The sequence below is a fragment of the Streptomyces sp. NPDC014006 genome, assembly GCF_043088925.1.
GTDB lineage: Bacteria > Actinomycetota > Actinomycetes > Streptomycetales > Streptomycetaceae > Streptomyces.
In genome coordinates, this window is sequence record NZ_JBICAJ010000007.1 from 1 (window position 1) to 24,334 (window position 24,334).

The following is a 24,334-nucleotide window of genomic DNA, read 5'->3' on the forward strand; positions in this document are numbered from 1 at the left end:
TATCAACATATCTGGCGTTGACTTTTGGCACGCTGTTGAGTTCTCAAGGAACGGTCGCTTCCTTTGTACTCACCCTCTCGGGCTTTCCTCCGGGCTTCCCTTCGGTCTTGCGTTTCCGACTCTATCAGATCTTTCCGATCCGATTTCCTCGGTGCTTTCCAGGTTCTCGCTTTCGCGGTTTCCTTTCCGGCGGTTCCGACTTTATCAGATGTTTCCGGCTGTTTGATCAGCCATCCAATTCCGATTCATCGGGGTGGCTCGCTGGAATCGATGTTCCGTGGAGCCTGTAGATACGCACTGTAGCCGACCGGACGCTGTCCAGTTCCAGGCAACTGTTCGAATCTACCTCCTCGTCCACTCCGTGTCAACGGGGTTTCCGGGGCGAAGGAGAGATTAACAGCTTCCGAGGGGTGGATGCACATCAGGCGGCCGTCGGCAGCGTGGCGCTGCGCTCCGCCGCCTCCACGTCACCGCTCTCGCCCTCCCGTACAGCCCTCCCGCCCAGCACGAAGACGTACGTCAGGAAAGCCGCCTCGGCGGCGATGCCGATGGCGATGCGGGCCCAGGTGGGCAGGCCCGACGGGGTGACGAAGCCTTCGATCGCGCCGGAGACGAAGAGGACGAGGGCGAGGCCTATGGCCATGCCGATGGCGGCGCGGCCTTCCTCGGCCAGGGCGGTACGACGGGTGCGCGGGCCGGGGTCGATGACGGTCCAGCCCAGGCGCAGGCCGGTGCCGGCGGCGACGAAGACCGCCGTCAGTTCGAGCAGGCCGTGCGGGAGGACCAGGCCGAGAAAGACGTCCAGGCGGCCGGCGGAGGACATCAGGCCGATGCCGACGCCCAGGTTGAGCATGTTCAGGAAGAGGATCCACAGGACCGGCAGGCCAAGGAAGACCCCCATGACGAGGCAGACGGCGGCGGCCTGTGCGTTGTTCGTCCACACCTGGGCGGCGAAGGAGGCTGCCGGGTGGCTCGAGTAGTAGGTCTCGTACTCGCCGCCCGGGCGGGTGAGCCGGCGCAGCTCCTCGGGGGCGGCGATGGCGGACTGGACGTCGGGGTGGGTTCCGATCCACCAGCCGAGCAGGGCGGCGACCACGATGGACAGCAGCGCCGCGGGCACCCACCAATGGCGGGAGCGGTATACGGCGGCGGGGAAACCCCGGGTCAGGAAGCGGGTCACGTCCCGCCAGGAGGCACGTCGGGTGCCGGTCACCGCACTACGCGCGCGTGCGACGAGCTGGCTGAGCCGGCCGGTCAGCTGAGGATCGGGGGCGCTGGACCGGATCAGGGAGAGATGGGTGGCGGTGCGTTGGTAAAGGGCGACGAGTTCGTCGGCCTCGGCTCCGGTGAGACGGCGCCGGCGTCCGAGCAGGATGTCGAGGCGTTCCCACTCGGCTCGGTGGGCGGAGACGAAGACGTCGAGGTCCATCGGTGTGCCTGCTCCTGCGCGGTTCGTCGGCGGCTCGGCCGGGGGTCAGCTTGTCGTACTGCGGCGCGATGCGCCCTCAGCTTGGCAGACTGGCGGTTCTCAGGGCAGGTCAGGGGAAGGGGCGTCGGGCGTGAGTGAGCTGGTGACGGGCGAGGCGGTGGCGTTGGAGTTGCGCCCCGCGAAACTGCCCAGCAGGGCGCTCGCCGTGCTGATCGATCTGGCCGTCGCCATGGCGGTGTACACGGTCGTGACCTTGGTTCTGTTGGTGGCGACGGCCTCGTTGGACGATGCGGCCCAGACGGCGGTGTCGATCGCGACGTTCGTGCTGGTGCTGGTGGGCGGTCCGATAGCCGTGGAGACGCTCAGTCACGGGCGCTCGCTGGGGAAGCTGGCGGCGGGGCTGCGGGTGGTGCGGGACGACGGGGGGCCGATCCGGTTCCGGCATGCGCTGGTGCGGGGGGCTGTCGGCGTGGTGGAGATCCTGCTGACGTTCGGGGTCGTGGCCTGTATCGCCTCGCTGGTGTCGGAGCGGGGGCGGCGGCTGGGTGATGTGTTCGCGGGGACACTGGTCGTGCGGGAGCGGGTGCCGCAGACGCGGTCGGGGTTCCTGCCGCCTCCGCCGCCGTGGCTTGCGGGGCGGTTCGGGCAGCTGGACCTTTCGGCGGTACCGGACGGGCTGTGGCTCGCGATCCGTCAGTACCTGACGCGGATGCAGCAGCTGGACCCGCAGGTCGGCTCTGACATGGCCCAGCGTCTCGCCGCCGACCTCGCGGCGCGTACGGGGGCTCCGGTGCCGCCCGGAGTCCCGCCGGCCGCGTTTCTCGCGGCGGTCCTCCAGGAGCGGCAGGCCAGGGAGGCCCGGCGTGCCTTCGCCGGCGGACCGCACGCGGCGATGCCGCGGGACGGTCGGCCGAGTGCGACCGCTGGGACTCCCGTCGCTCCTGCTCCCGTCGCCTCGGCGCCTGCGCCGACGCCGTTCGCCGGCCCGGGCGGCATGCCGTCCTCCTCCGCCCCCTCCGCCGCCCCGTCTGCACCGAGCGCCCCGTCCTCTCCCGCCGGCTCCCCTGTCGAGCCGGCGGACGGCCGCTCCCGGACGGGCTTCGCTCCGCCCGCCTGATCCGCCTCCGGACACCCGGAAGCCGAGGAAGCGTGACCGCTCAGGGGAAGGCGGACGGCGGTGACTCGAGGTCCTCCAGCTCGATGCCGGGGGCTGCGAGGACCACATCACCGGCGATGTGCACGGTGTGTTGCTCTCCCGTGTCCAGGGCTGTGACCTGGTATTCGTCCACGGTCAGGGGGCCGTTGTCAGTGGCGTGTGCTTCTCTTTTCAGCAAGGTCCAGGACTGGTCCACGGTGCGTGGGGCGAGCACCGGATCCGTGAACGCGACGAGGCGTACTCGGGTGGCGGGACCGGAGGGGGTGAGGCGCAGGAGCCGAGTGGTGGCGACGAGGAACGCGGGGGAGGTGCCGGTGAAGGCGTGGGCGCGCACATTGCCTTCGGTGGCATGGGCGCCGGTGGGGTCGGTGCGGACCCAGGTGACGCCGTCGAGGGCGGCGCCGCGCACCTGCCAGTCGCCCGCGTGGAGTTCCAGGCGGAGGGGGCGGCCCAGCTCGTCGATGGCGAGGTCGACGGAGCCGCGGTGATCTCCGGCCGGGGTGGTCAGCCGTGAGACATAGCGCCAGCCGGAGGGGCCGGGGGCGCACTGGAAGTGTTCTTCCGCGAGGGGGGTGTGATCGTGCGGATCATGGAGCGAATAGCGGCCGCGGGGCATGGGGGTCCTGGATCGTGACGGGGCGTTCCGGTGGGTCCGGCGAGTCGTAACCGGTGTCCGGCCAGTCGTGACGGGCTGGTCCGGGACATGGGGCAGGCCCCCGGCACGGGGGTGCGGGGGCCTGCCTCGGACCTCGGTCAGCGGTGCTGACGCGTGATCAGTAGCGGTAGTGGTCGGCCTTGTACGGGCCGTCCACGTCGACGCCGATGTACGCCGCCTGCTCCGGGCGCAGCGTGGTGAGCTTCACGCCGAGGGCGTCCAGGTGGAGCCGGGCGACCTTCTCGTCGAGGTGCTTGGGCAGCACGTAGACGCCGGTCGGGTACTCCGACTGCTTCGTGAACAGCTCGATCTGCGCGATCGTCTGGTTCGCGAACGAGTTGGACATCACGAACGAGGGGTGACCGGTGGCGTTGCCCAGGTTCAGCAGACGGCCCTCGGACAGCACGATGATCTTCCTGCCGTCCGGGAAGGTCCAGGTGTGGACCTGCGGCTTGACCTCGTCCTTCACGATGCCGGGGATCCTGGCGAGGCCCGCCATGTCGATCTCGTTGTCGAAGTGACCGATGTTGCCGACGATCGCCTGGTGCTTCATCTTGGCCATGTCGGAGGCCATGATGATGTCCTTGTTGCCGGTCGTGGTGATGAAGATGTCGGCCGTCTCGACGACCTCGTCGAGGGTGGTGACCTGGTAGCCGTCCATCGCCGCCTGCAGCGCGCAGATCGGGTCGATCTCGGTGACGATCACCCGGGCGCCCTGGCCGCGCAGGGACTCGGCGCAGCCCTTGCCCACGTCGCCGTAGCCGCAGACGACGGCCGTCTTGCCGCCGATCAGCACATCGGTGGCGCGGTTGATGCCGTCGATGAGGGAGTGGCGGCAGCCGTACTTGTTGTCGAACTTCGACTTCGTCACCGAGTCGTTGACGTTGATCGCCGGGAACAGCAGCGTCCCGTCACGCATCATCTCGTACAGGCGGTGGACACCCGTCGTCGTCTCCTCCGTGACACCGCGGATCTCGGACGCCAGCTGGGTCCACTTCTGCGGGGTCTCGGCGACGGTGCGGGTGAGCAGTTCGAGGATGACGCGGTGCTCGTCGGACTCGGCGGTGTCGGGCGAGGGGACCTTGCCGTCCTTCTCGTACTCGACGCCCTTGTGGACGAGGAGGGTGGCGTCACCACCGTCGTCGAGGATCATGTTCGGGCCGCCGGTGGGCGTGCCCGGCCAGGTCAGCGCCTGCTCGGTGCACCACCAGTACTCCTCGAGGGTCTCGCCCTTCCAGGCGAAGACCGGCACACCCTGCGGGTTGTCGGGCGTGCCGTTCGGGCCGACGGCGATGGCCGCGGCGGCGTGGTCCTGGGTGGAGAAGATGTTGCAGGAGGCCCAGCGGACCTGGGCGCCGAGAGCGACCAGGGTCTCGATGAGGACGGCGGTCTGCACCGTCATGTGCAGCGAGCCGGTGATGCGGGCGCCCTTGAGGGGCTGTGCCTCGGCGTACTCCTCGCGGATCGCCATCAGGCCCGGCATCTCGTGCTCGGCGAGGCTGATCTCCTTGCGGCCGAACTCGGCCAGGGACAGGTCGGCGACCTTGAAGTCCTGTCGGTTGTCGACAGTCGTCATTCGGGCTGCTCCTCGGGTTGGTCGAGGTGTGGGTAGGGCTGACCTGCGCGGCGGCGGACACAGGGGTGCCCAGAGGGACACAGGCATGCCCGCGTGCGCGCAGCGCAGTCCGTCGGAGGCCCTCTCTCCCTCGGTCGGTCCGCGCCGGGACCGCCCGACCGCCATCAGCAGCGACGTCTGGCTCTCTCCCAAGCTACACGGTCGGCCGGGTCGTCCCCAGTCCGCACCGGAAAGCGTCGGGCGTTCACCGATGCCGTGCCGGGCTGTCCGGGCCGGTGAGAGGGGGTGAGCGGGTCGCGTACCCCGGCGAGCGGACCGCTACGCTCTGCGCCCGCGGAAGGGCCGCAAAGGGAGGGGACGCAATGTCCGGCAAGGGACGGGGGCTCGCGATCGCGGCCGTCGTGGTGGGTGTGGTGGGCGTGCTGCTGGGGCTCGGCGGTGCGGGGTACGCGCGGTCCGGGTACGGCGGTTCCGTGATGCGCGGCGAGAGCATGAGGCCGACGTACCGTCCCGGTGACAGGATCATGTTCGAGCGGATCGACGGGAGCCAGGTGCGGCGCGGTGACGTCGTGCTGTTCTCCGCGCCGGACCGGTACGGCTTCGACGACCTGCTGGTGGAGCGGGTCGTCGCCGTCGGCGGTGACCGCGTCTCCTGCTGCACGGGGAAGGGCCCGGGCGGGCACGTCACCCTGAACGGCAGGCCGCTGCAGGAGCCGTATGTGCGCGGCGGGCAGGCCGATGACTGGCTCGCCGGAACGCACTACGACGTACGGGTGCCGGAGGGCCGGCTGTTCCTGCTGGGTGACAACCGCGGGAACGCCCAGGACTCGCGGGCCTTCCTCGACGACCAGGGCGGGACGGTGCCGCTGTCCGCGGTGCGCGGGCGGGTGATCGACGACTACACGGTGCCGGGGCTGGTCGGTGCGGCGCTGATCGTCGCGGCGGTGCTGGTGCTGACCGGCGTCGGGCTCGGGATCGCCGCGGTTGCCGTGCGGCGCCGGACGCGGGCGCTGGTGCCGCCCGCGCCGCCGTGGGTGATGCAGCAGCCGTAGGGGTGCTTCAGTGCCCGGCGCTCTGCGGGGCCGGGCCGCCCGGGGTGGCCTCGGGGTCGGGGCCGTTGGCGGCCGCGGCCTCGCTGTAGATGTCGGGCTCGAGGTAGATGACGCGCGCGATGGGCACGGCGGCGCGGATGCGGGCCTCGGCGGCGTCGATGGCGGTGGCGACCTCGGCGGCGGTGTCGTCGTGCTGGACGGCGATCTTGGCGGCGACCAGCAGTTCCTCGGGGCCGAGGTGGAGTGTGCGCATGTGGATGATGCGGGTGACGGTGTCGCCGTCGACGATCGCGGCCTCGATCTTCTTGATCTCTTCGGTGCCGGCGGCCTCGCCGAGCAGCAGCGACTTGGTTTCGGCGGCCAGGACGAGCGCGATGAGGACGAGCAGGACGCCGATGCAGATGGTGCCGATGCCGTCCCAGACGCCGTCGCCGGTGAGCAGGGTCATGCCGACGCCGAAGAGCGCGAGGACCAGACCGATGAGCGCGCCGAAGTCCTCGAGCAGGACGACGGGCAGCTCGGGTGCCTTGGCGCGGCGGATGAACTGCGCCCAGGAGAGCTTGCCGCGCAGTTCGTTGGACTCCTTGATGGCCGTGCGGAAGGAGAAGCCCTCGGCGATGACGGCGAAGGCGAGGACGCCCACCGGCCAGTACCAGTGCTCCAGTTCGTGGGGATGCCGGACCTTCTCGTAGCCCTCGTAGATGGCGAACATGCCGCCGACCGAGAACAGGACGATGGAGACGAGGAAGGCGTAGATGAACCGCTCGCGGCCGTAGCCGAAGGGGTGCTGGGGGGTGGCCTGGCGCTGGGCGCGCTTGCCGCCGACCAGCAGCAGGAACTGGTTGCCGGAGTCGGCGACCGAGTGCACGCCCTCGGCGAGCATCGACGACGAGCCGCTGAACGCGAACGCCACGAACTTCGATGCCGCGATCGCGAGGTTGGCGCCGAGTGCCGCCACGATCGCCCTGGTGCCGCCTGACGCGCTCATGTGTCCGCGTTGTCCCTTCGCCTGCGTGTGCTGTCGCCGTCCGGGCCTTTGCCCGCCCTTTGCCGGGGGGCCATTCTTGCAGCCCCCGTGGCTCCGGCGTCCCGAGTGTCCACAGTCACGGTCGTACGAACACACCGGGGCCGCGTTCGGAGTCGGCGCTCAGGCGATCACGGTGGCCCGGAACAGCGTGCCGGCGCCGGACACCTCGGCCTTCTCCCCCGCGGGGACGAAGACGGACTGACCGGCGGTCAGCTGGTGTTCCCCGGCCCGCACGGTGCCCGCCGTGCACAGCAGGATCTGCGGCGTGGACCGGGTGAGGACGTGGGCGGCGCCGCCTTCCGGCAGGGTGTAGCGGGAGAGCCGGAACTCGTCGATGGGGGTCTCGTAGACCTCTTCGCCGTCCGGGGATGCCTCGGGTCGCAGCACGCCCGGGTCGCTCGCCTCGAAGCGGACGACGCGCAGCAGTTCGGGGACGTCGACGTGCTTGGGGGTCAGGCCGCAGCGCAGGACGTTGTCCGAGTTGGCCATGATCTCCACGCCGAGGCCGTCGAGGTAGGCGTGCGGGATGCCGGCGCCGAGGTAGAGGGCCTCGCCGGGCTGGAGCCGGACGTCGTTGAGGAGCATCGCGGCGATGACGCCGGGGTCGCCCGGGTAGTGGTGGGCGAGGCCGGCGTAGGGGGCGTAAGTGCCGCCGAGCCGGTCGCAGGCGGCCGCGGCCTCGGCGACGGTGTGGGCCATCTCCTCGCGGTCCGCGGTGAGGATCGCGGTCAGCACCTCGCGCAGGGCCGCTTCCTCGGGGTGGGCGTGCAGCAGGTCGACGTACGGCTTGAGGGAGTCGACGCCGAGACCGGCCAGCAGGTCGGCGGCGTGGACGGGGTCGCGGAAGCCGCACAGGCCGTCGAACTCGGTGAGCGCGCAGATCAGTTCGGGCTTGTGGTTGGCGTCCTTGTAGTTGCGGTGCGGGGCGTCGAGCGGGATGCCGCGGCGTTCCTCGTCGGCGTATCCCTGCCGGGCTTGCTCCAGGTCCGGGTGGACCTGGAGTGAGAGCGGCGCGCCGGCGGCGAGCAGCTTGAGCAGGAACGGCAGGCGCGGGCCGAACTTCGCCACGGCCGCGGGGCCCAGTTCCTGCTCGGGGTCGGCCGCGATGACGTCGGCGAGGGTTCCGCGCGCGGTGCGCGAGGGAGCGCCCGGGTGTGCGCCCATCCACATCTCCGCCTGCGGTTCGCCGGTCGGCTTCACGCCGAGCAGCTGCGGGATCGCGGTGGTGGAACCCCAGGCGTAGGGGCGGACGGTGTTGTCGAGGCGGTCCATGGGATCTCTCTGCGGGATGCGTGCGGGCCGAGGACGGGCGTTCGGCGCCGGTCGGCGCCCGGGAAAAGATCAGACCCTTGACGCAACGGCCAGGTAAACGGCGGCGAAATCGGTGATGGCGATCAGCTCGGCCAGGGTCTCCAGCTCATCGCCCTCCTCCGGTTCCAGTTCGCTGATCGGGGTGTCGTGGCTGAGGGCCAGGTCGCGGGCGGCCGGGGCGGCGGTGAGGCTGCCGATCGGGCGGTCACGCAGCAGCACCACGCGCGCGTGCATCGCTGGCCGTTCCTCGACGCGGTCGCGGAAGAAGTCGTCGGGGTCCGCGCCGGCGGCCAGCGGGCCGGCGAGCAGGGCGCTGTGCGCGGCGAGCGCCTCGGGCAGTTCGGCGACCACCGCGGGCACGCCGGACAGTTCCGCGAGCGCGGCGGCGAAGCGGCGGCCGGCCGGTCCTGCGGAGGTCCCCTCGGTCCAGACGAGGGGCAGGGCGTCGGCCAGTTCGGCGGCGAGGGTCTTGGCCGGGTTGCTGTACGTCGCGATGGCGGGGCCGCAGCGTTCGGCGACGTGGTCGAGTCGGTTGGCGACCTTCTCCAGGGCGTCGGACGGCGCGGTGAGCAGGCCGACGCGGTCGAGCAGGGCGAGCAGCGGGGTGAGCAGCGCCCACAGGACGCCCGGCGCGGAGGCGGCGAGCGGTTCCTCCTGGTCGTACGGGGCGGTCGCCATCGGCAGGAACAGGCCGTGGGCGCCCGCGACGGCCTCCGCGAGGGGGGTGCCGGCGGGGGCGACGGCGGCGACCGTGCAGCCACGGCGGTAGGCCTGTTCGGCGAGCTGGGACAGCGAGGGTTCGGTGCCGTCCGGGGTGGCGATCAGCAGCAGGTCGACGGAGCCGGCCCAGCCGGGCAGCTCCCAGCGCAGCGCGCCCGCGGCGGGGGCGACGCCGGTGGGAGCGAGCCGGATGACGGGGCTGCCGGGGCCGGCGAGGGTGCCCAGCAGGTCGGCGGCGTGGGTGGCGGCGGCGCCGGGGCCGGCGATGAGCACGGCGCGGGGGCGGCCGTCGGGTTTGAGCCCGTTGATGCCGGCCTCCGCGGCGTGCCGGGCCGCGGTGCGGACGCGGGCGCCGGCCTCGGCGGCGCCGCGCAGCAGGGCGCGGCGGTCGGCCTCGGCCAGGGCCTCCGGCGTGTCGAGCAGCGATTCGTCGAGCATGGCGGCAGTCTCCGATCGCCGTGTCGTCGTGCGCGGGCTTTCGCGGCGGTGTTACGCCGGGCGGCGGGCCTCGTCGACGAGCAGCACGGGGATGCCGTCGCGGACCGGGTAAGCCAGGCCGCAGTCCTGACCGGTGCAGATCAGCTCGGTGTCCTGCTCCTCGAGGGGGGCGTGGCAGGCTGGGCAGGCGAGGATCTCCAGGAGGCCGGCTTCGAGCGGCATGGGCTGTCCCTTCGGATACGGCGGAGTCTGGGGTTGTGCCTGGTCAGCGTACCGCCGGGAAGGACCCTGTGCGGTGGGCTGTGGACAACGCCGTCCAGTTGCCCCACCGACGCCACGGTGACCGCTGTCGGGCTGCGCGCCCGGCGTGCACGGTGATCTGCGGTTGGGCTGCGCGCCCGGCGTTTCACCGGTGTCCGGTGCGGTGGCCGGCCGGGGGTGGATGACGCTCACCGGCGCTGGCGGGGTGCCTCCCGACTGCCCGCAGCTACGTCGGCAGGGCGACCGCCCGCAGCTGTGCGCGCACGCGCCGCGCCCGACGGGCAGCGACGACGGGCACCCCCCACCCCGTCCCCGACCCACAACGCACCGTAGGCGAACACCAGCCACCCACCGCAACGCAACGGGCCGCCGCAGGCACAAAAAGGGGCGCGGGGCTGTATTCGACATGCGGCTCCGCCGCGTGGGCGCGAGCAACCACAACGCACCCGCACCCGAAACACGCCCCCGCGCCGCAGGCACCGTCACCCCCGGATGATCCCCAGCACCTCGTCCCGCACCTTCGCCATCAGCCCCCCGTCACGCGCCTCCGCGTTCAGCCGCAGCAGCGGTTCCGTGTTGGACGGGCGGACGTTGAACCACCAGTCGGCGGCGCTCACCGTGAGGCCGTCGAGCGTGTCCAGGGTCACGTCCTCGCGCCCTTCGTACGCCGCGCGGATCGCCGCGACGCGGGCCCCCTGGTCGGCGACGGTGGAGTTGATCTCCCCGGAGCCGACGTACCGGTCGTACTGGGCCACCAGGGCCGACAGCGGACCGTCCTGTTCCCCGAGGGCCGCGAGGACGTGCAGCGCCGCCAGCATCCCCGTGTCCGCGTTCCAGAAGTCCCGGAAGTAGTAGTGCGCGGAGTGCTCGCCGCCGAAGATCGCCCCCGTACGCGCCATCTCCGCCTTGATGAAGGAGTGGCCGACACGGGTGCGCACCGGCGTGCCCCCGTGCTCGGCGACGACCTCCGGCACCGACCAGGAGGTGATCAGGTTGTGGATGATCATGCCCTTGCCGCCGTTGCGCGCCAGTTCCCGCGAGGCGACCAGCGCGGTGATGGCCGACGGCGACACCGGCTCCCCCCGCTCGTCGACGACGAAGCAGCGGTCGGCGTCGCCGTCGAAGGCGAGGCCGAGGTCGGCACCCTCCTCGCGCACCCGCAGCTGAAGGTCGACGAGGTTGGCCGGGTCCAGGGGATTGGCCTCGTGGTTGGGGAAGGTGCCGTCCAGCTCGAAGTACATCGGGACCAGCTGCACGGGCAGGCCGTCCAGCACGGTGGGCACGGTGTGGCCGCCCATGCCGTTGCCCGCGTCGACGACGACCTTCAGGGGCCGGATGGAGGTGAGGTCGACCAGCGACTTCAGATGGGCCGCGTAATCCTCCAACGTCTCACGCACACCCAGGGTTCCCGGCTTCGCGGCCGGCGCCGGGGCACCCGAGACGCTCCACTGCTCGACCAGCGCGCGGATCTCGGCCAGCCCCGTGTCCTGGCCGACGGGCGCGGCGCCCGCCCGGCACATCTTGATGCCGTTGTACTGGGCCGGGTTGTGCGAGGCGGTGAACATCGCGCCGGGCAGGTCCAGCGCGCCGGAGGCGTAGTACAGCTGGTCCGTGGAGCACAGGCCGATCTCGGTGACGTCCACGCCGCGTGCCGCGGCGCCGCGCGCGAAGGCGCGGGACAGGCCGGGCGAGGAGGGCCGCATGTCGTGCCCAACGACGATCGCGTCGGCGCCGGTCACCTGGGCGAAGGCCATGCCGAACAGTTCGGCCAGCGACTCGTCCCACTGGTCCGGAACCACCCCGCGCACGTCGTACGCCTTCACGAGCTGCGACAGATCACCAGCCACGGTCACTTCCTCCTGAACGTCCCCGTCGGTCGCCCCAACCTACCCGCACGTAGCGGCCGCGGAAGGGGCGGACACCGAGTGGACGGCAAGCCGTAACCTCAGGTCAAGCGGGAGATCCCGGGACGACGGGGCGAGTGCCGTGCGGCTCAGTTGTCGGGGGAGCGCAGGACCCGCAGATGGCCGCGGCGGGCGACCTCCATCGGGTCCGCCGAGCGTGCCCCGCCGCCGGCGCCGGCCGCCCGCTTCTGCGGACGGGCCGCCTCGCGGACCGCGTTGGCAAGGGCTTCCAAATCGTCTCCGCTGGGCCGCGCGGGGGCGGAGCCGTCCAGCAGGCGTACGACTTCCCAGCCGCGCGGGGCGGTGAGGCGCTCGGAATGCTCGGCGCACAGGTCGTAGCAGTGGGGTTCGGCGTAGGTGGCGAGCGGGCCGAGGACCGCGGTCGAGTCGGCGTAGACGTACGTCAGCGTCGCGACGGCGGGTCGGCCGCAGGCGGTGCGCGAACAGCGACGTACAGGGCTCACGATGTTGGACGGTACCGCACTCTTGAGCGGGCCGCGACGACTCTCCACCAGGTCACTCCCCCGTGTCGTGCTGTGAAACGTCCCACACACCCTTCCAGAGGGACCTCGCTGACCTGCGCCGACGCCCCTCTTCCCGGCGTGCGTCGGATGGCGATCCAGTCATTTCTCCGTACAAACACCACCAATCGGATCGAGGTCCGCGGTCACGTAGAGATGCGGAAACGAGCCGAAGTTGGCTGGAATGGTCAGCCTGCGACGTGTCACGCACCGCCGACTCCCCGTGGCCGAACCGTCACCCGCAGGTCGGGCGAGCGAGGGCGCCGAGGACTACGCTGCACCAGTGATGGACAACGCCGTACCGCCCCGTGCCACGGGCCCCGGGCCCCGCCGCCGTGATCGCCACGGCCGGGGGATGCGCGGGCCGATCGCGCCGCCGCAGGTGCCGCTCGCGGCGAGCCGCGCCGAGGTGTTCGCGGACCTGGTGCAGGACTCCGTGGACCGTCTCGAGCGGCACTGGCCGCAGCTCGCCGACATCGATTTCCTCGTGCTGGAGGTGCCGCGGCTGGACGGCCCGGGGCAGCCGTGGAACGACGAGGCCGTGCCGCTGGGCGGGATCATCCCGGCGCGTGACGGCCGGCGGGCGCGCGTGGTCGTGTACCGGCGGCCGGTGGAGATCCGCACCAAGGGACGCGACGAGCGGGCGGCGCTGGTGCACGAGATCGTCGTGGAACAAGTCGCCGAGCTGCTCGGGCTGACCCCGGAGACGGTGGACCCCCGCTACGGCGAGGACTGAGCCGGACGCAGCAACGGCGGATCTTGGCTGCCGCGAGGACTGAGCCCGACGCCGCAACGGTGGCTCGCGGCTGCCGCGAGGACTGAGCCGGGCGCCGTACGAGCGTCCGGCCCCGCCTGCGCCGCCGCCCTACTTCTGCAGTACCGCCAGGTCCTCGTCCGCCTCGGGTACCGCCACCGTGCCGCGGTCGTTCGGCAGGGTCTGGATCGTGAAGGCCGGAACGCCGTCCTCCGTCGCCGCGAGCATGCGGGAGGCGTAGACGGGACCGCCCGAGACCTGCTCGACCGTCAGCGCGTACGTCCCCTTCAGACCGCTGGGGACGGGGATCTGCACGTCCTGCGTGGTGCCCGCCTTGATCGTGTACGTCTGGGTGGCCGCCGCGCCGCCCTGGCTGCCGGCCGAAGCCGTCACCTTGACCTGGGCGCTCGCCGTCGGCGCGGTGAGGGAGAGCGTGGTGCCCTTGGCGCTGTTGTCGGCGACCGTCGCGCGGGTGCCCACGGCCGCGGTCGCCGGGATGAACGCCGTCTCCTGCTGGTCGCCCTTGCCGCGGACGACCCGTAGCGCGGCCACCACCGGCACGGCACGGTCCGTCGGCGTCAGCACGAGCGATCCGGCCTCGCCGCGGGTGACGTCGCCGAGGTCGAGGACGCTGGTCATGCCGGACTTCACGTGGAGCGTCTCGTTGCCGGCCGGGGTGATCAGTCCCGCGGGTGAGGCGAGGCGCACTTTCAGGTCGGCATCGGAGCCACCGGGCGTGAAGGCGACCAGGCGGACGGACACCGCGTCCTTGGGGATGCCGGGCAGCACCAGGCTCGGTGCCGGATCGGCGGCAGCGGGCAGCCAGTCGCCGCCGAGCTTCTGGTCGAGGGCCTGGACGGCGGCGCCGACCCGGCCGCTGCGGACGGTGACGTGGACGGTGAGGTTGTCCTGCCGGTCGTCGGTGAGCGTGGAGAGCAGGATCGGCTCGCCGGCGTGCGGCGGGACGGTGATGCCCTCGCCGACCGTCGACTTCACCGCGCCGTCCTTGCCGTACAGCTCGATGTCGGCGACGGCGGCGGAGTCGTCGGGGTTGGTCAGATGCACGTAGTCGGTGCGGTCGGCGGCGGTGCTGGCGCCCGGGAACCAGAACTCGGTGTCGGGGGCCGTGCAGTCGACGCCCTGCAGGCCGCGCCCGTTACCGGCGGCGACCTCGGTGGTCTGCTGGACGGTCCAGCCGGGCGCGAACGTGCCCTGGGCGGTGCCGATCAGCGCGGGCGCGTCCGCGCCGGAGGCCTCTGCGGTGGCGGGGGTGCCGGGCTGCTTGGGCGTGAGGCCGGGTGTGCCGCTCTTCGCGGACGCCTTCTTGCCCTTCTTGTCCTTGCCGCTCGCGCCGTTCGCCGACTGCTCGGCGGCGGCCTTGAGTTCGGCCGAGCCGGTGCCCGACACGCCCTGGGTGACGGGCGTGAAGGACGTGTACGCCGTGTCGGCGAGGTCGGACTGGCTGGGTGCCGGGCAGAGCAGCGTGGTGCGCTCCACGGGCCGCTGGGCGGCGGCCTTGGCGGTGTCCGCGCCGGAGGCGTCCGGGGAGCTGAGGGCGGCGAAGCCGGTCACCGCGGCGAGCGCGGTCGCGCCGGCGATCAGGGACAGGGTCGTGCGGTTCACTGCTGGCTCCCGTCGGGGCGCTCATGGCCGCCGTCGTGCGGTTGCGGCTGTGCCTGGCCGTACGCCGTCGCGTCGTACCCCTGGTCGTACGGCTGCTGATAGGCCGTCGGTTCGTAGGCATCGGCCGGGCTCTGGCCGCCGTAGCCGTAGGGGTCGTAGCCGCCGGCCTGGTAGGCGTCGGCCGGATACGCCTGCTCGTGGCCGCCGCCCGCCGGGTACGGCTGCCCGCCTGCCTGGTACGGGTCGTAGCCGCCGTATTCGGCGACGGCCGGGGCGGGTGTGTCCCACTGGTCGTAGGACTGCTGCTGCGGGACGGGCACGGGGGGCTGCTCGGTGGGAACGGGTACGGGCTGCTCCTCCCCGGCCGCTGCCTCCGCCTCGGCCTGGGCGCGCAGGCGGCGGGCGCGGCGGCCCTCGCCGGCGACCGGCTGGGCCGGGATCACGGGCTCCTCGGGCAGGTCGTCGTCGACGTCGCGGCGCCGCCCGGGCAGGGCGAGGACGACGAGGACGACGGCGAGGGCGCCCTGGGCCCACAGCCAGGCGGTGTGGCCGAACGGGTCGTCGTAGACGACGTCGAGCTTTCCGCCCGAGGCGGGCAGTTCGAAGCCCTGCGCCCAGCCGCCGACGGTGGTGGCCTTGAGCGGCTTGCCGTCCAGGGTGGCGCTCCAGCCGTCGGCGGCGGCGTCGGCCAGGCGCAGCACGCGCGTGCCCTGGCCGGCCGGGACCGTGGTGTGGATCTCCACGGGGCCGGCCGCGACGGGCTGGGGTGCGCCGGTGCCGGAGGCGGGGACGACGGCGGCGCGGGAGACCTCGCGGTCCACCCGCCACAGCCCGCTGCCGTTCTGCTCGCTGAGCCGGCTCAGGCCGGGGGTGGCGTCCAGGACGCGGGTGACGTCGCGGGGCGCGCCCTTGTGGACGAGGACGTAGCGCACCGCGAACGCGCCGAGCTGGTCGGCCTGGTCGGCGCCGGAGCCGGCCACGAGGTTGGCGACGGTCTTGCCGAGCCGGTCGTCCTCGCCGTCGGCGGCGGCGAGTTCGGCGTCACCGAGGCGGGCGCCGGAGCCGCGGACCAGCATGTAGCTCACATGGGCGGCGGAGTCGCTGTCCAGGACGAGGGTGCGGGCCTGGTCGCGGGTGTTGCTCTCCTCGGCGACGAACGCGGGCACCTGCACCGGGTCGCGGCGCTCGAGCGGCCCGTCGGCGCCGCCGATCATCCAGCCGACGGCGACGAGCAGCGGGCCCGCGGCGGACGCGAAGGCGATCAGGGCAGCGACCGGCTGGCGCCAGCCGAAGCTCTGCTCGGCCACGCGCGTGCGTGCCCCGTCGGCGCCGACGACGGCGGCGGCGAGGAGGGCGAGGCCGTAGACGAGGGTGGCGGGGCCGGCCCAGGTGGAGCTGTTGGACAGGACGGCGAAGACGAGGGCGACGAGGGCGACGGCCCAGGCGGTCCAGATGCCCCGCTGGCGCTCGGAGCGCATCAGGGCGGCGAGCGCGGCCAGCACGATGCCGATGAGCATCAGCCCGTCGACGGTGCCGGGGCCGCCCGGGCTCGCGCCGAGCAGGTCGAGCGCGGTGGCGGAGGACGGGCCGTAGTCCAGGCCGGCCTCGGTGAAGAAGCCGAACGGCAGCAGGGACAGCGACCAGGGCGCGAGGACCAGCAGCGGGGTGCCCAGCTGGGCCAGGAAGCGCAGGCCCTGGGCGATGGGGTCGCCGCGGCGCAGGGCCAGGACCGCGAGGCCGAGGATCAGCGCGAGGGGCCACACGATCGGCGTGAACGCCGTGGTCAGGGTCAGCAGCAGGGCGTAGGCCCAAGTGGCACGCCAACTGCCCCGTGCGCCGGAGGGGTTCGCGAGGCCGCTTGCGGCGATGCCCGCGCGGGCGATCAGCGGCAGCAGGACGGCGAGGACGGCAGTGCCGATGCGGCCGCCGGCCAGGGCGCCGGTGGCGGCGGGCAGGAAGGCGTACGCGATGGCCGCCCAGGCGCGCAGGAGCCGGGACTCGACGAGCGGGCGGGAGGCGAAGTACGCGGTGAAGCCGGCCAGCGGGACGGAGCAGACCAGCAGGACGGTGACGGCCAGGCCGGTCGAGCCGAACAGCACCGACGCCAGCAGTGCGACGATCGCCAGGTAGGGCGGCGCGGAGGGGTCGCCGCCGGCGCCGACCGGGTGCCAGGCGTCGAGGTAGCGGGACCACAGCTCGGAGGCGTCGGCGGGGGCGGGCAGCAGCGCGCCGCCGGCGAGGGCGCCGCCGCCGAGCAGGTTGCGGCAGGCGACCAGGGAGACGGCCAGCAGCACCAGGAAGAGCACCGGGCCCGGTTTGCGGGCGATGCGCTTCAGGCGCGCGAACTGCTCGATCTCAAGGAAGTCGGCGTCGTCTCCGCCGGGGCCGGACTCGACGGCGCCGCCGTGCCGGCCGACCGAGGAGGTCTCCTGGTCGGAGCCGCCGGAAAGGTTGCCCGCGACCTGTTCGAAGGTGGCCCGCACGGTTGCTCCGGGTGGCGGGAACAAGGGCCGTAGTTCGCCCTTGTCGACCGCGGGGCGTCCGCGCCTGCGCCGGCCGGCGATGATCCGCTCGGGCCGCAGCAGGGTGCCCAGCAGGCCGCGGATCTCGTCGACGGCCTGTCCGGGGACCTTGCCGACGAGGTAGGCGACGGTGCGCAGCAGGGTGCCGAGGATGATGCGCAGCACGATCCAGGGCAGCACGGCGGTGCGGGCGTTGACGAGGAGGGTGTAGACGGCACCGGCCTTGTCGACCTTGTGCGGGGAGGCGGTGGTGCGGCCGGCGCAGTCGACGGCGCGGCGCTCGCGGGAGGCGGCCTCGGCGTGCCGCACGACGGCTTCGGGGGCGATCAGGACGCGGTGGCCGGCGGCGTGCGCGCGCCAGCACAGGTCGACGTCGTCGCGCATGAGGGGCAGGCGGCGGTCGAAGCCGCCGAGCTGCTCGAAGACGTCACGGCGGACGAGCATGCCGGCGCTGGACACCGACAGCACGTCACGCACGTGGTCGTGCTGGCCCTGGTCCTGTTCGCGGCGGTCCAGGCCGGTCCAGCGGCGGCCGGAGTTGGCGATGGAGACGCCGACCTCGAGCAGCTGGCGCCGGTCGTACCAGCCGCGCAGCTTGGGGCCGACGACGGCCACGTCGTCGCGGCCGAGCTCCAGTTCGCGGTCGACGACGCGCAGCAGCTCGGCGAGCGCGTCGGGTTCGGGGGCGCAGTCGTCGTGCAGCAGCCACAGCCACTGGACGGGTTCCCCGTGCGGCAGGTCGGGCAGGTCGTAGGCGTCGTCGCGCCACGTGCGCGTGACGGGGTCCCAGCCGCTGGGCCGCTTGAGGTAGGGCAGTTCCTCGGGGGTGAGGTGCGGGGCGGTGCGGGTGGCCTCCTCGACGGCCTGGCCGAAGCCGGTGCGGCGGGCCAGGTGGAGCACGCGGTCGGCCCCGAGGGCGGCCGTGACCAGCTCGGCGGAGGCGTCGGCGCTGCCGGTGTCGGCGGCGACGGCGTACTGCACGGGGCGCTCCTGGCCGAGCAGCCCGGCGAGCGCGTCGGGCAGCCAGCGGGCGCCGTCGTGGGAGACGAGGACCGCGGTCACCACGTGACGCGGGAACTCAGGTGTCGCAGCCCCGTCTTGCTGGGCTGCGGTGTGGCTGTGCACGGTCATCGAGGTACGGGCCCCGGTTCGGTGGACTGCGGTGGACGCCCGTGCCGCCTGCGGGCGGTGGGGCGTCTCGGACGAGCGACCACACTATCGGCTGGGCACGACCGCGGCCCGCCGCCTGTGGACAACCCACCCGCGACGGGCCGTTCGACACGTTTGTGCGGAACAGTCCGCGGTTGTTCGGTCAGTAGCCGGTCATACGGCGGTCACACGGCGGCCTTCTTCAGCCGTCGGCGCTCCCGCTCGGACAGGCCGCCCCAGATGCCGAACCGTTCGTCGTTGGCGAGGGCGTACTCCAGGCACTCGGAGCGGACTTCGCACGCGAGGCAGACCTTCTTGGCCTCTCTCGTGGAGCCGCCCTTCTCGGGGAAGAAGGACTCGGGGTCGGTCTGGGCGCACAGCGCGCGCTCCTGCCAGCCGAGTTCCTCGCCCGCGTCGTCGACCAGCAGTTGCTGCACCGTCTCGGTCATGTGCGCCCCTCGTCTGTCTTTCCGCGTCCCCGTGCTGTAGCCGTTACCGATTTCGGCTGAACGACACGAGTGAAATTACAAGTGTGCTGCTCCGGGCGAGTCAAGCCGAGATCTGCTATTGGGCCCCTTATTCACTCTGCGGAACCAAGGCGGTGCGGAAAGTGTTCAAATCGCCATAAACCTTGACACACCGACGGGACCCGGAAGGCCGCCTTCCGCCCCAAGGGCCCCTCGCAGGGCCTGTACGGAGAAAGACGCCCGTGCGTTCGATCCCGTTCCTGTGTGCTCGACGAAGCGAACAAGATCACAGTCGGATCACGAGATCACAACGCGGCTTGCGCACCCGGATGTGCCGCATGTGTCCCGGTGAACGGGTGAGCAAACCTTTCACCTCACACATGCACCGGATGAGGTGAAGCTTGTCCCACATACCGGTCGTCGAGTTGACAGTGAAGGTGTGAACCGCTGTCCTTGTGGGCATGCTCGCGAACTTGGCATCCGTGACGACCCGCGCCGCCGGGTCCCTCGGTGCTGCGCGCGTTCGCTGTAGCTGTTGCTGTCCCAGCTGTTGAGCCGACCGTAGCTCCAGCTGCCCGCCGGGACTCCGTCCCCGGGCCGCCGTTCCCTCCCCGCCCTCTCCCACGGGGCACCCGTTCCGCACCCTTCGCCAAGGAACCCCCCACCCCATGAACAGCGACAGCGACCTCCAGATCGCCGGTGACCTCCTCGAAGTCCCGCATCTGCTGCAGCCCCCGCGTGAGCACCCGGCCACCGTCGCCGACTTCGTCGGCCTGGCCCGCTCGATCGCCGCCGACCGCGCCCGGTGGGAGCACCTGGTCCGGTACGACGCCACCACCCGCTGGTACCACCGGCTGCGCACCGGCCCCGGATACGAGGTCTGGCTGCTGTCGTGGGTGCCCGGACAGGGCAGCGGACGGCACGACCACGGCCCCTCCTCCGGTGTGCTGACCGTGCTGGACGGCACCCTGACCGAGCGCACCGAACGCGGCACGCGCGCGTTGGCCTCCGGCGCCCAGCGCGTCTTCGCCCCGGGCTACGCGCACGAGGTCGTCAACGACACCCTCGAGCCGGCGGTCAGCCTGCACGTGTACTTCCCGGGCCTGACCGAGATGCCGATGCACACCGCCCCCCACTGCGAGGCACGCGAACGACCGCGTTCCGTGACCGTCTGACGCGTTGTCGTACCGGCCTGCCAGACTTGGCGCATGCGCATTGTGGTTCTGGCAGGCGGCATCGGCGGTGCCCGTTTCCTGCGCGGTCTGAAGCAGGCCGCGCCGGACGCGGACATCACGGTCATCGGCAACACCGGCGACGACATCCACCTCTTCGGGCTGAAGGTCTGCCCGGACCTCGACACGGTGATGTACACGCTCGGCGGCGGCATCAACGAGGAGCAGGGCTGGGGAAGAGCCGACGAGACCTTCCACCTCAAGGAGGAGCTCGCCGCCTACGGCGTCGGGCCCGAGTGGTTCGGGCTCGGCGACCGGGACTTCGCCACACACATCGTGCGGACGCAGATGATCGGCGCCGGCTATCCGCTCAGCGCGGTCACCGAGGCGCTGTGCGACCGCTGGCAGCCGGGCGTGAAGCTGATCCCGATGACCGACGACCGGGTCGAGACCCACGTGGCCGTCGAGATCGACGGCGAGCGCAAGGCGATCCACTTCCAGGAGTACTGGGTGAAGCTGCGCGCGTCGGTCCCGGCCGCGGCCGTCGTTCCGGTCGGCGCCGAGCAGGCCAAGCCGGCGCCGGGCGTGCTGGAGGCCATCGCCGAGGCGGACGTCGTCCTCTTCCCGCCGTCCAACCCCGTCGTCTCCGTCGGCACCATCCTCGCCGTGCCCGGCATCCGCGAGGCCATCGCCGACGCGGGCGTGCCGGTGGTGGGCCTGTCCCCGATCGTCGGGGACGCGCCCGTGCGCGGGATGGCGGACAAGGTGCTCGCGGCGGTCGGCGTCGAGTCCACCGCCACCGCGGTCGCCGAGCACTACGGCTCCGGGCTGCTGGACGGCTGGCTCGTCGACACCGTCGACGCGGGCGCGGTCGAGCAGGTCGAGGCCGCCGGCATCCGCTGCAGGGCCGTACCGCTGATGATGACGGACCTCGACGCCACCGCGCAGATGGCCCGCGAGGCGCTGGACCTGGCGGAGGAGGTGCGGGCGCGATGAGCGCGGCGCCCGAAGAGGGCTACCGGGTGTGGGCACTGCCCGGCATCCCCGAGGTCCGGCCCGGTGACGACCTCGCCAAGCTGATCGCCGCCGCCGAGCCGGGCCTGGCCGACGGGGACGTCGTCCTGGTGACGTCCAAGATCGTCTCCAAGGCGGAGGGGCGGATCACCGAGGCCGCCGACCGGGAGGCCGCGATCGACGCGGAGACGGTCCGGGTGGTGGCCCGGCGTGGCGCCCTGCGCATCGTGGAGAACCGGCAGGGCCTGGTCATGGCCGCGGCCGGGGTGGACGCGTCGAACACCCCCGCGGGCACGGTGCTGCTGCTCCCCGAGGACCCGGACGCCTCCGCCCGCGCGATCCGCTCCGGCCTGCGCGACACGCTCGGCGTCAGCGTCGGCGTCGTCGTCACCGACACCTTCGGGCGGCCCTGGCGGGCGGGGCTCACGGACGTCGCGATCGGCGCCGCCGGAGTGCGCGTGCTGGACGATCTGCGCGGCGGCACGGACGCGTACGGCAACCCGCTCAGCGCGACCGTCGTGGCGACCGCGGACGAGCTGGCCGCCGCCGGCGACCTGGTCAAGGGCAAGGCCGCCGGGCTGCCGGTGGCCGTCGTGCGCGGACTGCCCCAGGTGGTGGCGGACGACGACACGGACGGGGCCCGGGCCCTGGTGCGCGGCGCGCGCGACGACATGTTCCGCCTCGGCACCTCCGAGGCGATCCGGCAGGCGGTCACCCAGCGCCGCACGGTACGGGCGTTCACCGACGAACCCGTCGACCCGGGGGCGGTCCGCAGAGCGGTGGCGGCCGCGGTGACGGCTCCGGCGCCGCACCACACCACGCCCTGGCGCTTCGTCCTGCTGGAGTCGCCGGAGTCCCGCACCCGACTGCTGGACGCGATGCGCGACGCGTGGATCGCGGACCTGCTAGGCGACGGCAAGAGCGAGGAGTCCATCGCCAAGCGGGTGCGCCGCGGCGACGTCCTGCGCAACGCCCCCTATCTGGTCGTCCCCTGCCTCGTGATGGACGGCTCCCACACCTACGGCGACGAGCGGCGGGACGCGGCCGAGCGGGAGATGTTCGTCGTCGCCGCAGGCGCCGGTGTGCAGAACCTCCTCGTCGCGCTGGCCGGGGAGCGGCTCGGATCGGCGTGGGTGTCCTCGACGATGTTCTGCCGGGACGTCGTCCGGGAGGTGCTGGACCTGCCCGCGCACTGGGACCCGATGGGCGCGGTGGCCGTCGGCCACCCGGCCGAGGAGCCGCGGCCGCGGCCGGAGCGGGCCGCGGGGAGCTTCATCGAGGTGCGCTGACCGTAGGCTCGTAACGTCTTCCTTCCCTCCTCACCCCGGGACCTCGATCGTGGCTGGACGGTTCGCCCCCCGCCCGACGCGCACGACCATGCGCGGCGGCGAGGTCGTCGTACCCCTGGGGGCGGTGCCGCGGCCGGCGCCGGCGCCCGGGCGGGTGCGGACCTGGACCCCGGACGGGCCGCTCGACCTCGGCCTCGTCCTCGGTCCGCTGCGGCGCGGGCCCGGCGACCCGACCTTCCGGGCGATGCCCGACGGGTCCGTGTGGCGGACCAGCCGGACGCCGGGCGGGCCGGGGACGCTGCGCGTGACCGTGCGAGGCGGGGTGGTGCGCGGGGACGCGTGGGGGCCCGGGGCCGAGTGGCTGCTGGAGCAGCTGCCGCGGCTGTGCGGCGCCGAGGACGATCCGTCGGCCTTCGCGCCCCGCCACAAGATCGTGGCGCTGGCCCGGCACCGGCGGCCCGGACTGCGGCTCGGGCGCACCGGGCTGGTGCTGGAGTCGTTGATTCCATCGGTACTGGAACAGAAGGTCACGACGGTCGAGGCGTACCGGGCGTGGCGGCTGCTGGTACGGCGGTTCGGCGAACCTGCGCCGGGTCCCGCGCCCGCACGGATGCACGTCATGCCCTCCGCGCGGGACTGGGCGCTGATCCCCTCCTGGGAGTGGCACCGCGCCGGGGTCGACGACAAGAGGGCGTCGACGATCCTGCGGGCCGTGCGGGTCGCCGCGCGGCTGGAGGAGGCGACGCGGATGCCTCCGGCGGCGGCGCAGGCCCGGCTGGAGCTGGTGCCGGGGATCGGTCCGTGGACATCGGCGGAGACCGTGCAGCGCAGTCATGGAGCGGCGGACGCGGTGACCGTGGGGGATCTGCATCTGCCGGGGATCGTCGGGTGGGCGCTGGCGGGGGACCGGCATGCCGATGACTCGGAGATGCTGCGCCTGCTGGAGCCGTATGCCGGGCAGCGGCATCGGGCGGCGCGGCTGATCCTGCTGAGCGGGCGGGTACCGGCGCGGCGTGCGCCTCGCTTCCCTGTGGGGGACATTCGGGGGCTGTAGGCGGCGGTACGTCGAGCTGCCCGGTGTTGCAGTTGTGGGGCCGGGTGACCGCAGCCGACCCAGGGGCGCGGGGAACTGCGCGACCAGCCCCCACCTACCCGCAGACGACGCACCGGCAGCTGTTACTGGTCGGAAGAGAAGCGCACCGCTCCCGCCGGGATGTGGGCGTCGCACCACACCCGTACGCCCTCGCGGAGTTCGTTGTCGGGGCCGACGATCGCGCCGTCGCCGATCACCGCGCCCGTCAGGACCGTGCGTTCGCCGACGCGGGCGCGGGCGCCGACGAGGGAGTCGGTGATGACCGCGCCCGGTTCGACGACGGCGCCCGGCAGGATCGTGCTGCCGAAGATGCGGGCGCCCTCCGCTATGAAGGCGCCCTCGCCGACGACCGTGCCGCCGGTGAGCTTGGCGTCGGGGGCGACCGTGGCCGTGGGGAGAACGAGACGGTCGCCGCAGCGGCCGGGGACGGCCGGGGACGGGGCCCGTCCCAGCACCAGGTCCGCCGAGCCCCGGACGAACGCGGCGGGGGTGCCGAGGTCGAGCCAGTACGTGGAGTCGACCATGCCCTGGAGGTGGGCGCCGGCCGCGAGCAGGTCGGGGAACGTCTCGCGCTCCACCGACACCGGCCGGCCCGCCGGGATCGTGTCGATGACCGAGCGGCGGAAGACGTACGCACCGGCGTTGATCTGGTCGGTGACGATCTCCTCCGGCGTCTGCGGCTTCTCCAGGAAGGCCAGGACCCGGCCGGTGTCGTCCGTGGGGACGAGACCGTAGGCGCGCGGGTCCGTGACCTTCGTCAGGTGCAGGGAGACGTCCGCGCCCGTCGTCTCGTGGGTGCGGACCAGGGCCGGGATGTCCAGCCCGGTCAGGATGTCGCCGTTGAAGATGAGGACGGGATCGTCGGGGCCGGAGTGGAGCCGCGAGGCCACGTTGCGGATCGCGCCGCCCGTGCCGAGGGGCTCCTCCTCCGTGACGTACTCCAGGTGCAGTCCCAGCGACGAGCCGTCGCCGAAGTACGGCTCGAACACCTCCGCCAGATACGACGTGGCGAGGACGATGTGCTCCACGCCCGCCGCTCTCGCGCGCGCCAGCTGGTGGGTGAGGAACGGCACGCCTGCCGCCGGGACCATGGGCTTGGGGGTGTGGACCGTGAGCGGGCGCAGCCGGGTTCCCTTGCCGCCGACCAGAAGGATCGCTTCTGTCACCTGTCGTCTCTGCTTCCTGCCGGGACCGGCCGAAC

Annotated in this window: 21 protein-coding genes; 8 read left to right on the top strand and 13 right to left on the bottom strand. The window is 72.7% G+C overall.

The genetic code is table 11. From position 1 onward, the window contains the following. Positions 1–290, top strand: a 290-nt coding sequence (locus ACF1GV_RS23385; RefSeq protein ID WP_391684069.1) for a hypothetical protein, incomplete at its 5' end; no start/stop codon positions are given. 131 nt (positions 291–421) lie between these two features. On the opposite strand, the gene ACF1GV_RS23390 is transcribed toward ACF1GV_RS23385, so the two are convergent. Beyond that, the gene (locus ACF1GV_RS23390; RefSeq protein WP_391684072.1) at positions 422–1,429 is read right to left on the bottom strand and encodes a stage II sporulation protein M; all 1,008 of its coding nucleotides are present in this window, start codon (positions 1,427–1,429) and stop codon (positions 422–424) included. A 130-nt stretch (positions 1,430–1,559) separates the two neighbouring features. Here ACF1GV_RS23390 and ACF1GV_RS23395 point away from each other — a divergent pair, with 130 nt between their 5' ends. Further along, positions 1,560–2,546, top strand: a complete 987-nt coding sequence (locus ACF1GV_RS23395) for an RDD family protein (protein ID WP_391684074.1) — start codon at positions 1,560–1,562, stop codon at positions 2,544–2,546. A gap of 40 nt (positions 2,547–2,586) precedes the next feature. Here the strand turns inward: ACF1GV_RS23395 and ACF1GV_RS23400 are convergent, their stop codons facing one another. Both ACF1GV_RS23400 and ahcY read right to left on the bottom strand, forming a co-directional pair. After that, positions 2,587–3,201, bottom strand: a complete 615-nt coding sequence (locus ACF1GV_RS23400) for a hypothetical protein (protein ID WP_391684077.1) — start codon at positions 3,199–3,201, stop codon at positions 2,587–2,589. 157 nt (positions 3,202–3,358) lie between these two features. Then, positions 3,359–4,816 (bottom strand): adenosylhomocysteinase, encoded by a 1,458-nt coding sequence (gene ahcY, locus ACF1GV_RS23405; protein ID WP_391684079.1) that lies wholly within the window; start codon positions 4,814–4,816, stop codon positions 3,359–3,361. A 362-nt stretch (positions 4,817–5,178) separates the two neighbouring features. On the opposite strand from ahcY, the gene lepB reads away from it, so the two are divergent. Beyond that, positions 5,179–5,868, top strand: coding sequence for a signal peptidase I (gene lepB / locus ACF1GV_RS23410; RefSeq protein ID WP_391684082.1), 690 nt, complete (start codon positions 5,179–5,181; stop codon positions 5,866–5,868). Between the two features lie 7 nt (positions 5,869–5,875). Here the strand turns inward: lepB and ACF1GV_RS23415 are convergent, their stop codons facing one another. The 6 genes from ACF1GV_RS23415 to ACF1GV_RS23440 form a co-directional block, all read right to left on the bottom strand. Next, the gene (locus ACF1GV_RS23415) at positions 5,876–6,856 is read right to left on the bottom strand and encodes a cation diffusion facilitator family transporter (RefSeq protein ID WP_391684084.1); all 981 of its coding nucleotides are present in this window, start codon (positions 6,854–6,856) and stop codon (positions 5,876–5,878) included. A 159-nt stretch (positions 6,857–7,015) separates the two neighbouring features. Next, positions 7,016–8,167: a mannose-6-phosphate isomerase, class I gene (gene manA, locus ACF1GV_RS23420; RefSeq protein ID WP_391684086.1), complete on the bottom strand. Its 1,152-nt coding sequence runs from the start codon at positions 8,165–8,167 to the stop codon at positions 7,016–7,018. A gap of 69 nt (positions 8,168–8,236) precedes the next feature. After that, complete coding sequence (locus ACF1GV_RS23425) at positions 8,237–9,364, bottom strand: SIS domain-containing protein (RefSeq protein WP_391684088.1); 1,128 nt, start codon at positions 9,362–9,364, stop codon at positions 8,237–8,239. 51 nt (positions 9,365–9,415) lie between these two features. After that, positions 9,416–9,586, bottom strand: coding sequence for a Trm112 family protein (locus ACF1GV_RS23430; RefSeq protein WP_078936097.1), 171 nt, complete (start codon positions 9,584–9,586; stop codon positions 9,416–9,418). 521 nt (positions 9,587–10,107) lie between these two features. After that, a complete protein-coding gene (locus ACF1GV_RS23435) occupies positions 10,108–11,472 on the bottom strand; it encodes a phosphomannomutase/phosphoglucomutase (protein WP_391684092.1) in 1,365 nt (454 codons plus the stop codon). Between the two features lie 146 nt (positions 11,473–11,618). Further along, on the bottom strand, positions 11,619–12,041 hold the full coding sequence (locus ACF1GV_RS23440; protein WP_391684094.1) for a DUF3499 domain-containing protein: 423 nt from the start codon (positions 12,039–12,041) through the stop codon (positions 11,619–11,621). A 295-nt stretch (positions 12,042–12,336) separates the two neighbouring features. Here ACF1GV_RS23440 and ACF1GV_RS23445 point away from each other — a divergent pair, with 295 nt between their 5' ends. Then, positions 12,337–12,786 (top strand): metallopeptidase family protein, encoded by a 450-nt coding sequence (locus tag ACF1GV_RS23445; RefSeq protein ID WP_361639057.1) that lies wholly within the window; start codon positions 12,337–12,339, stop codon positions 12,784–12,786. Positions 12,787–12,915: 129 nt separating this feature from the next. Here ACF1GV_RS23445 and ACF1GV_RS23450 read toward each other — a convergent pair whose 3' ends face one another. The 3 genes from ACF1GV_RS23450 to ACF1GV_RS23460 all read right to left on the bottom strand — a co-directional run bounded on the left by ACF1GV_RS23450 (position 12,916) and on the right by ACF1GV_RS23460 (position 18,547). Beyond that, a complete protein-coding gene (locus ACF1GV_RS23450) occupies positions 12,916–14,427 on the bottom strand; it encodes a DUF5719 family protein (RefSeq protein ID WP_391684097.1) in 1,512 nt (503 codons plus the stop codon). Beyond that, positions 14,424–18,080 carry a glycosyltransferase gene (locus tag ACF1GV_RS23455; protein WP_391684100.1) on the bottom strand — a complete coding sequence of 1,219 codons (3,657 nt, stop codon included), beginning with the start codon at positions 18,078–18,080 and terminating at the stop codon, positions 14,424–14,426. Before ACF1GV_RS23455 ends, ACF1GV_RS23450 begins: the two co-directional genes overlap by 4 nt. Positions 18,081–18,283: 203 nt before the next feature. Next, complete coding sequence (locus tag ACF1GV_RS23460) at positions 18,284–18,547, bottom strand: WhiB family transcriptional regulator (RefSeq protein ID WP_361639037.1); 264 nt, start codon at positions 18,545–18,547, stop codon at positions 18,284–18,286. A 686-nt stretch (positions 18,548–19,233) separates the two neighbouring features. Here ACF1GV_RS23460 and ACF1GV_RS23465 point away from each other — a divergent pair. Genes ACF1GV_RS23465 through ACF1GV_RS23480 form a run of 4 tightly spaced genes read left to right on the top strand, consistent with a single transcriptional unit; the run spans position 19,234 to position 23,094 of the window. After that, a complete protein-coding gene (locus ACF1GV_RS23465; RefSeq protein WP_391684104.1) occupies positions 19,234–19,740 on the top strand; it encodes a cysteine dioxygenase in 507 nt (168 codons plus the stop codon). A gap of 33 nt (positions 19,741–19,773) precedes the next feature. Continuing rightward, entirely contained in the window at positions 19,774–20,733 is a 960-nt protein-coding gene (gene cofD / locus ACF1GV_RS23470; protein ID WP_391684107.1) for a 2-phospho-L-lactate transferase, read from the top strand. Further along, positions 20,730–22,040 carry a coenzyme F420-0:L-glutamate ligase gene (locus ACF1GV_RS23475; protein ID WP_391684110.1) on the top strand — a complete coding sequence of 437 codons (1,311 nt, stop codon included), beginning with the start codon at positions 20,730–20,732 and terminating at the stop codon, positions 22,038–22,040. The genes cofD and ACF1GV_RS23475 overlap by 4 nt, the downstream gene beginning before the upstream one ends. Positions 22,041–22,089: 49 nt before the next feature. Next, positions 22,090–23,094 carry a DNA-3-methyladenine glycosylase family protein gene (locus ACF1GV_RS23480; protein WP_391684113.1) on the top strand — a complete coding sequence of 335 codons (1,005 nt, stop codon included), beginning with the start codon at positions 22,090–22,092 and terminating at the stop codon, positions 23,092–23,094. Positions 23,095–23,216: 122 nt separating this feature from the next. On the opposite strand, the gene ACF1GV_RS23485 is transcribed toward ACF1GV_RS23480, so the two are convergent. Next, complete coding sequence (locus ACF1GV_RS23485) at positions 23,217–24,299, bottom strand: sugar phosphate nucleotidyltransferase (RefSeq protein ID WP_391684116.1); 1,083 nt, start codon at positions 24,297–24,299, stop codon at positions 23,217–23,219. Positions 24,300–24,334: the final 35 nt, after the last annotated feature.

Excerpts from the sequence above, each read along its gene's own strand:
- ACF1GV_RS23460 (WP_361639037.1), bottom strand. The coding sequence starts at position 18,547 with ATGACCGAGACGGTGCAGCAACTGCTGGTCGACGACGCGGGCGAGGAA.
- ACF1GV_RS23400 (WP_391684077.1), bottom strand. The coding sequence starts at position 3,201 with ATGCCCCGCGGCCGCTATTCGCTCCATGATCCGCACGATCACACCCCC.
- ACF1GV_RS23425 (WP_391684088.1), bottom strand. The coding sequence starts at position 9,364 with ATGCTCGACGAATCGCTGCTCGACACGCCGGAGGCCCTGGCCGAGGCC.
- ACF1GV_RS23455 (WP_391684100.1), bottom strand. The coding sequence starts at position 18,080 with ATGACCGTGCACAGCCACACCGCAGCCCAGCAAGACGGGGCTGCGACA.
- ACF1GV_RS23465 (WP_391684104.1), top strand. The coding sequence starts at position 19,234 with ATGAACAGCGACAGCGACCTCCAGATCGCCGGTGACCTCCTCGAAGTC.
- cofD (WP_391684107.1), top strand. The coding sequence starts at position 19,774 with ATGCGCATTGTGGTTCTGGCAGGCGGCATCGGCGGTGCCCGTTTCCTG.
- manA (WP_391684086.1), bottom strand. The coding sequence starts at position 8,167 with ATGGACCGCCTCGACAACACCGTCCGCCCCTACGCCTGGGGTTCCACC.
- ACF1GV_RS23430 (WP_078936097.1), bottom strand. The coding sequence starts at position 9,586 with ATGCCGCTCGAAGCCGGCCTCCTGGAGATCCTCGCCTGCCCAGCCTGC.
- lepB (WP_391684082.1), top strand. The coding sequence starts at position 5,179 with ATGTCCGGCAAGGGACGGGGGCTCGCGATCGCGGCCGTCGTGGTGGGT.
- ACF1GV_RS23445 (WP_361639057.1), top strand. The coding sequence starts at position 12,337 with ATGGACAACGCCGTACCGCCCCGTGCCACGGGCCCCGGGCCCCGCCGC.
- ACF1GV_RS23415 (WP_391684084.1), bottom strand. The coding sequence starts at position 6,856 with ATGAGCGCGTCAGGCGGCACCAGGGCGATCGTGGCGGCACTCGGCGCC.
- ACF1GV_RS23475 (WP_391684110.1), top strand. The coding sequence starts at position 20,730 with ATGAGCGCGGCGCCCGAAGAGGGCTACCGGGTGTGGGCACTGCCCGGC.
- ACF1GV_RS23390 (WP_391684072.1), bottom strand. The coding sequence starts at position 1,429 with ATGGACCTCGACGTCTTCGTCTCCGCCCACCGAGCCGAGTGGGAACGC.
- ahcY (WP_391684079.1), bottom strand. The coding sequence starts at position 4,816 with ATGACGACTGTCGACAACCGACAGGACTTCAAGGTCGCCGACCTGTCC.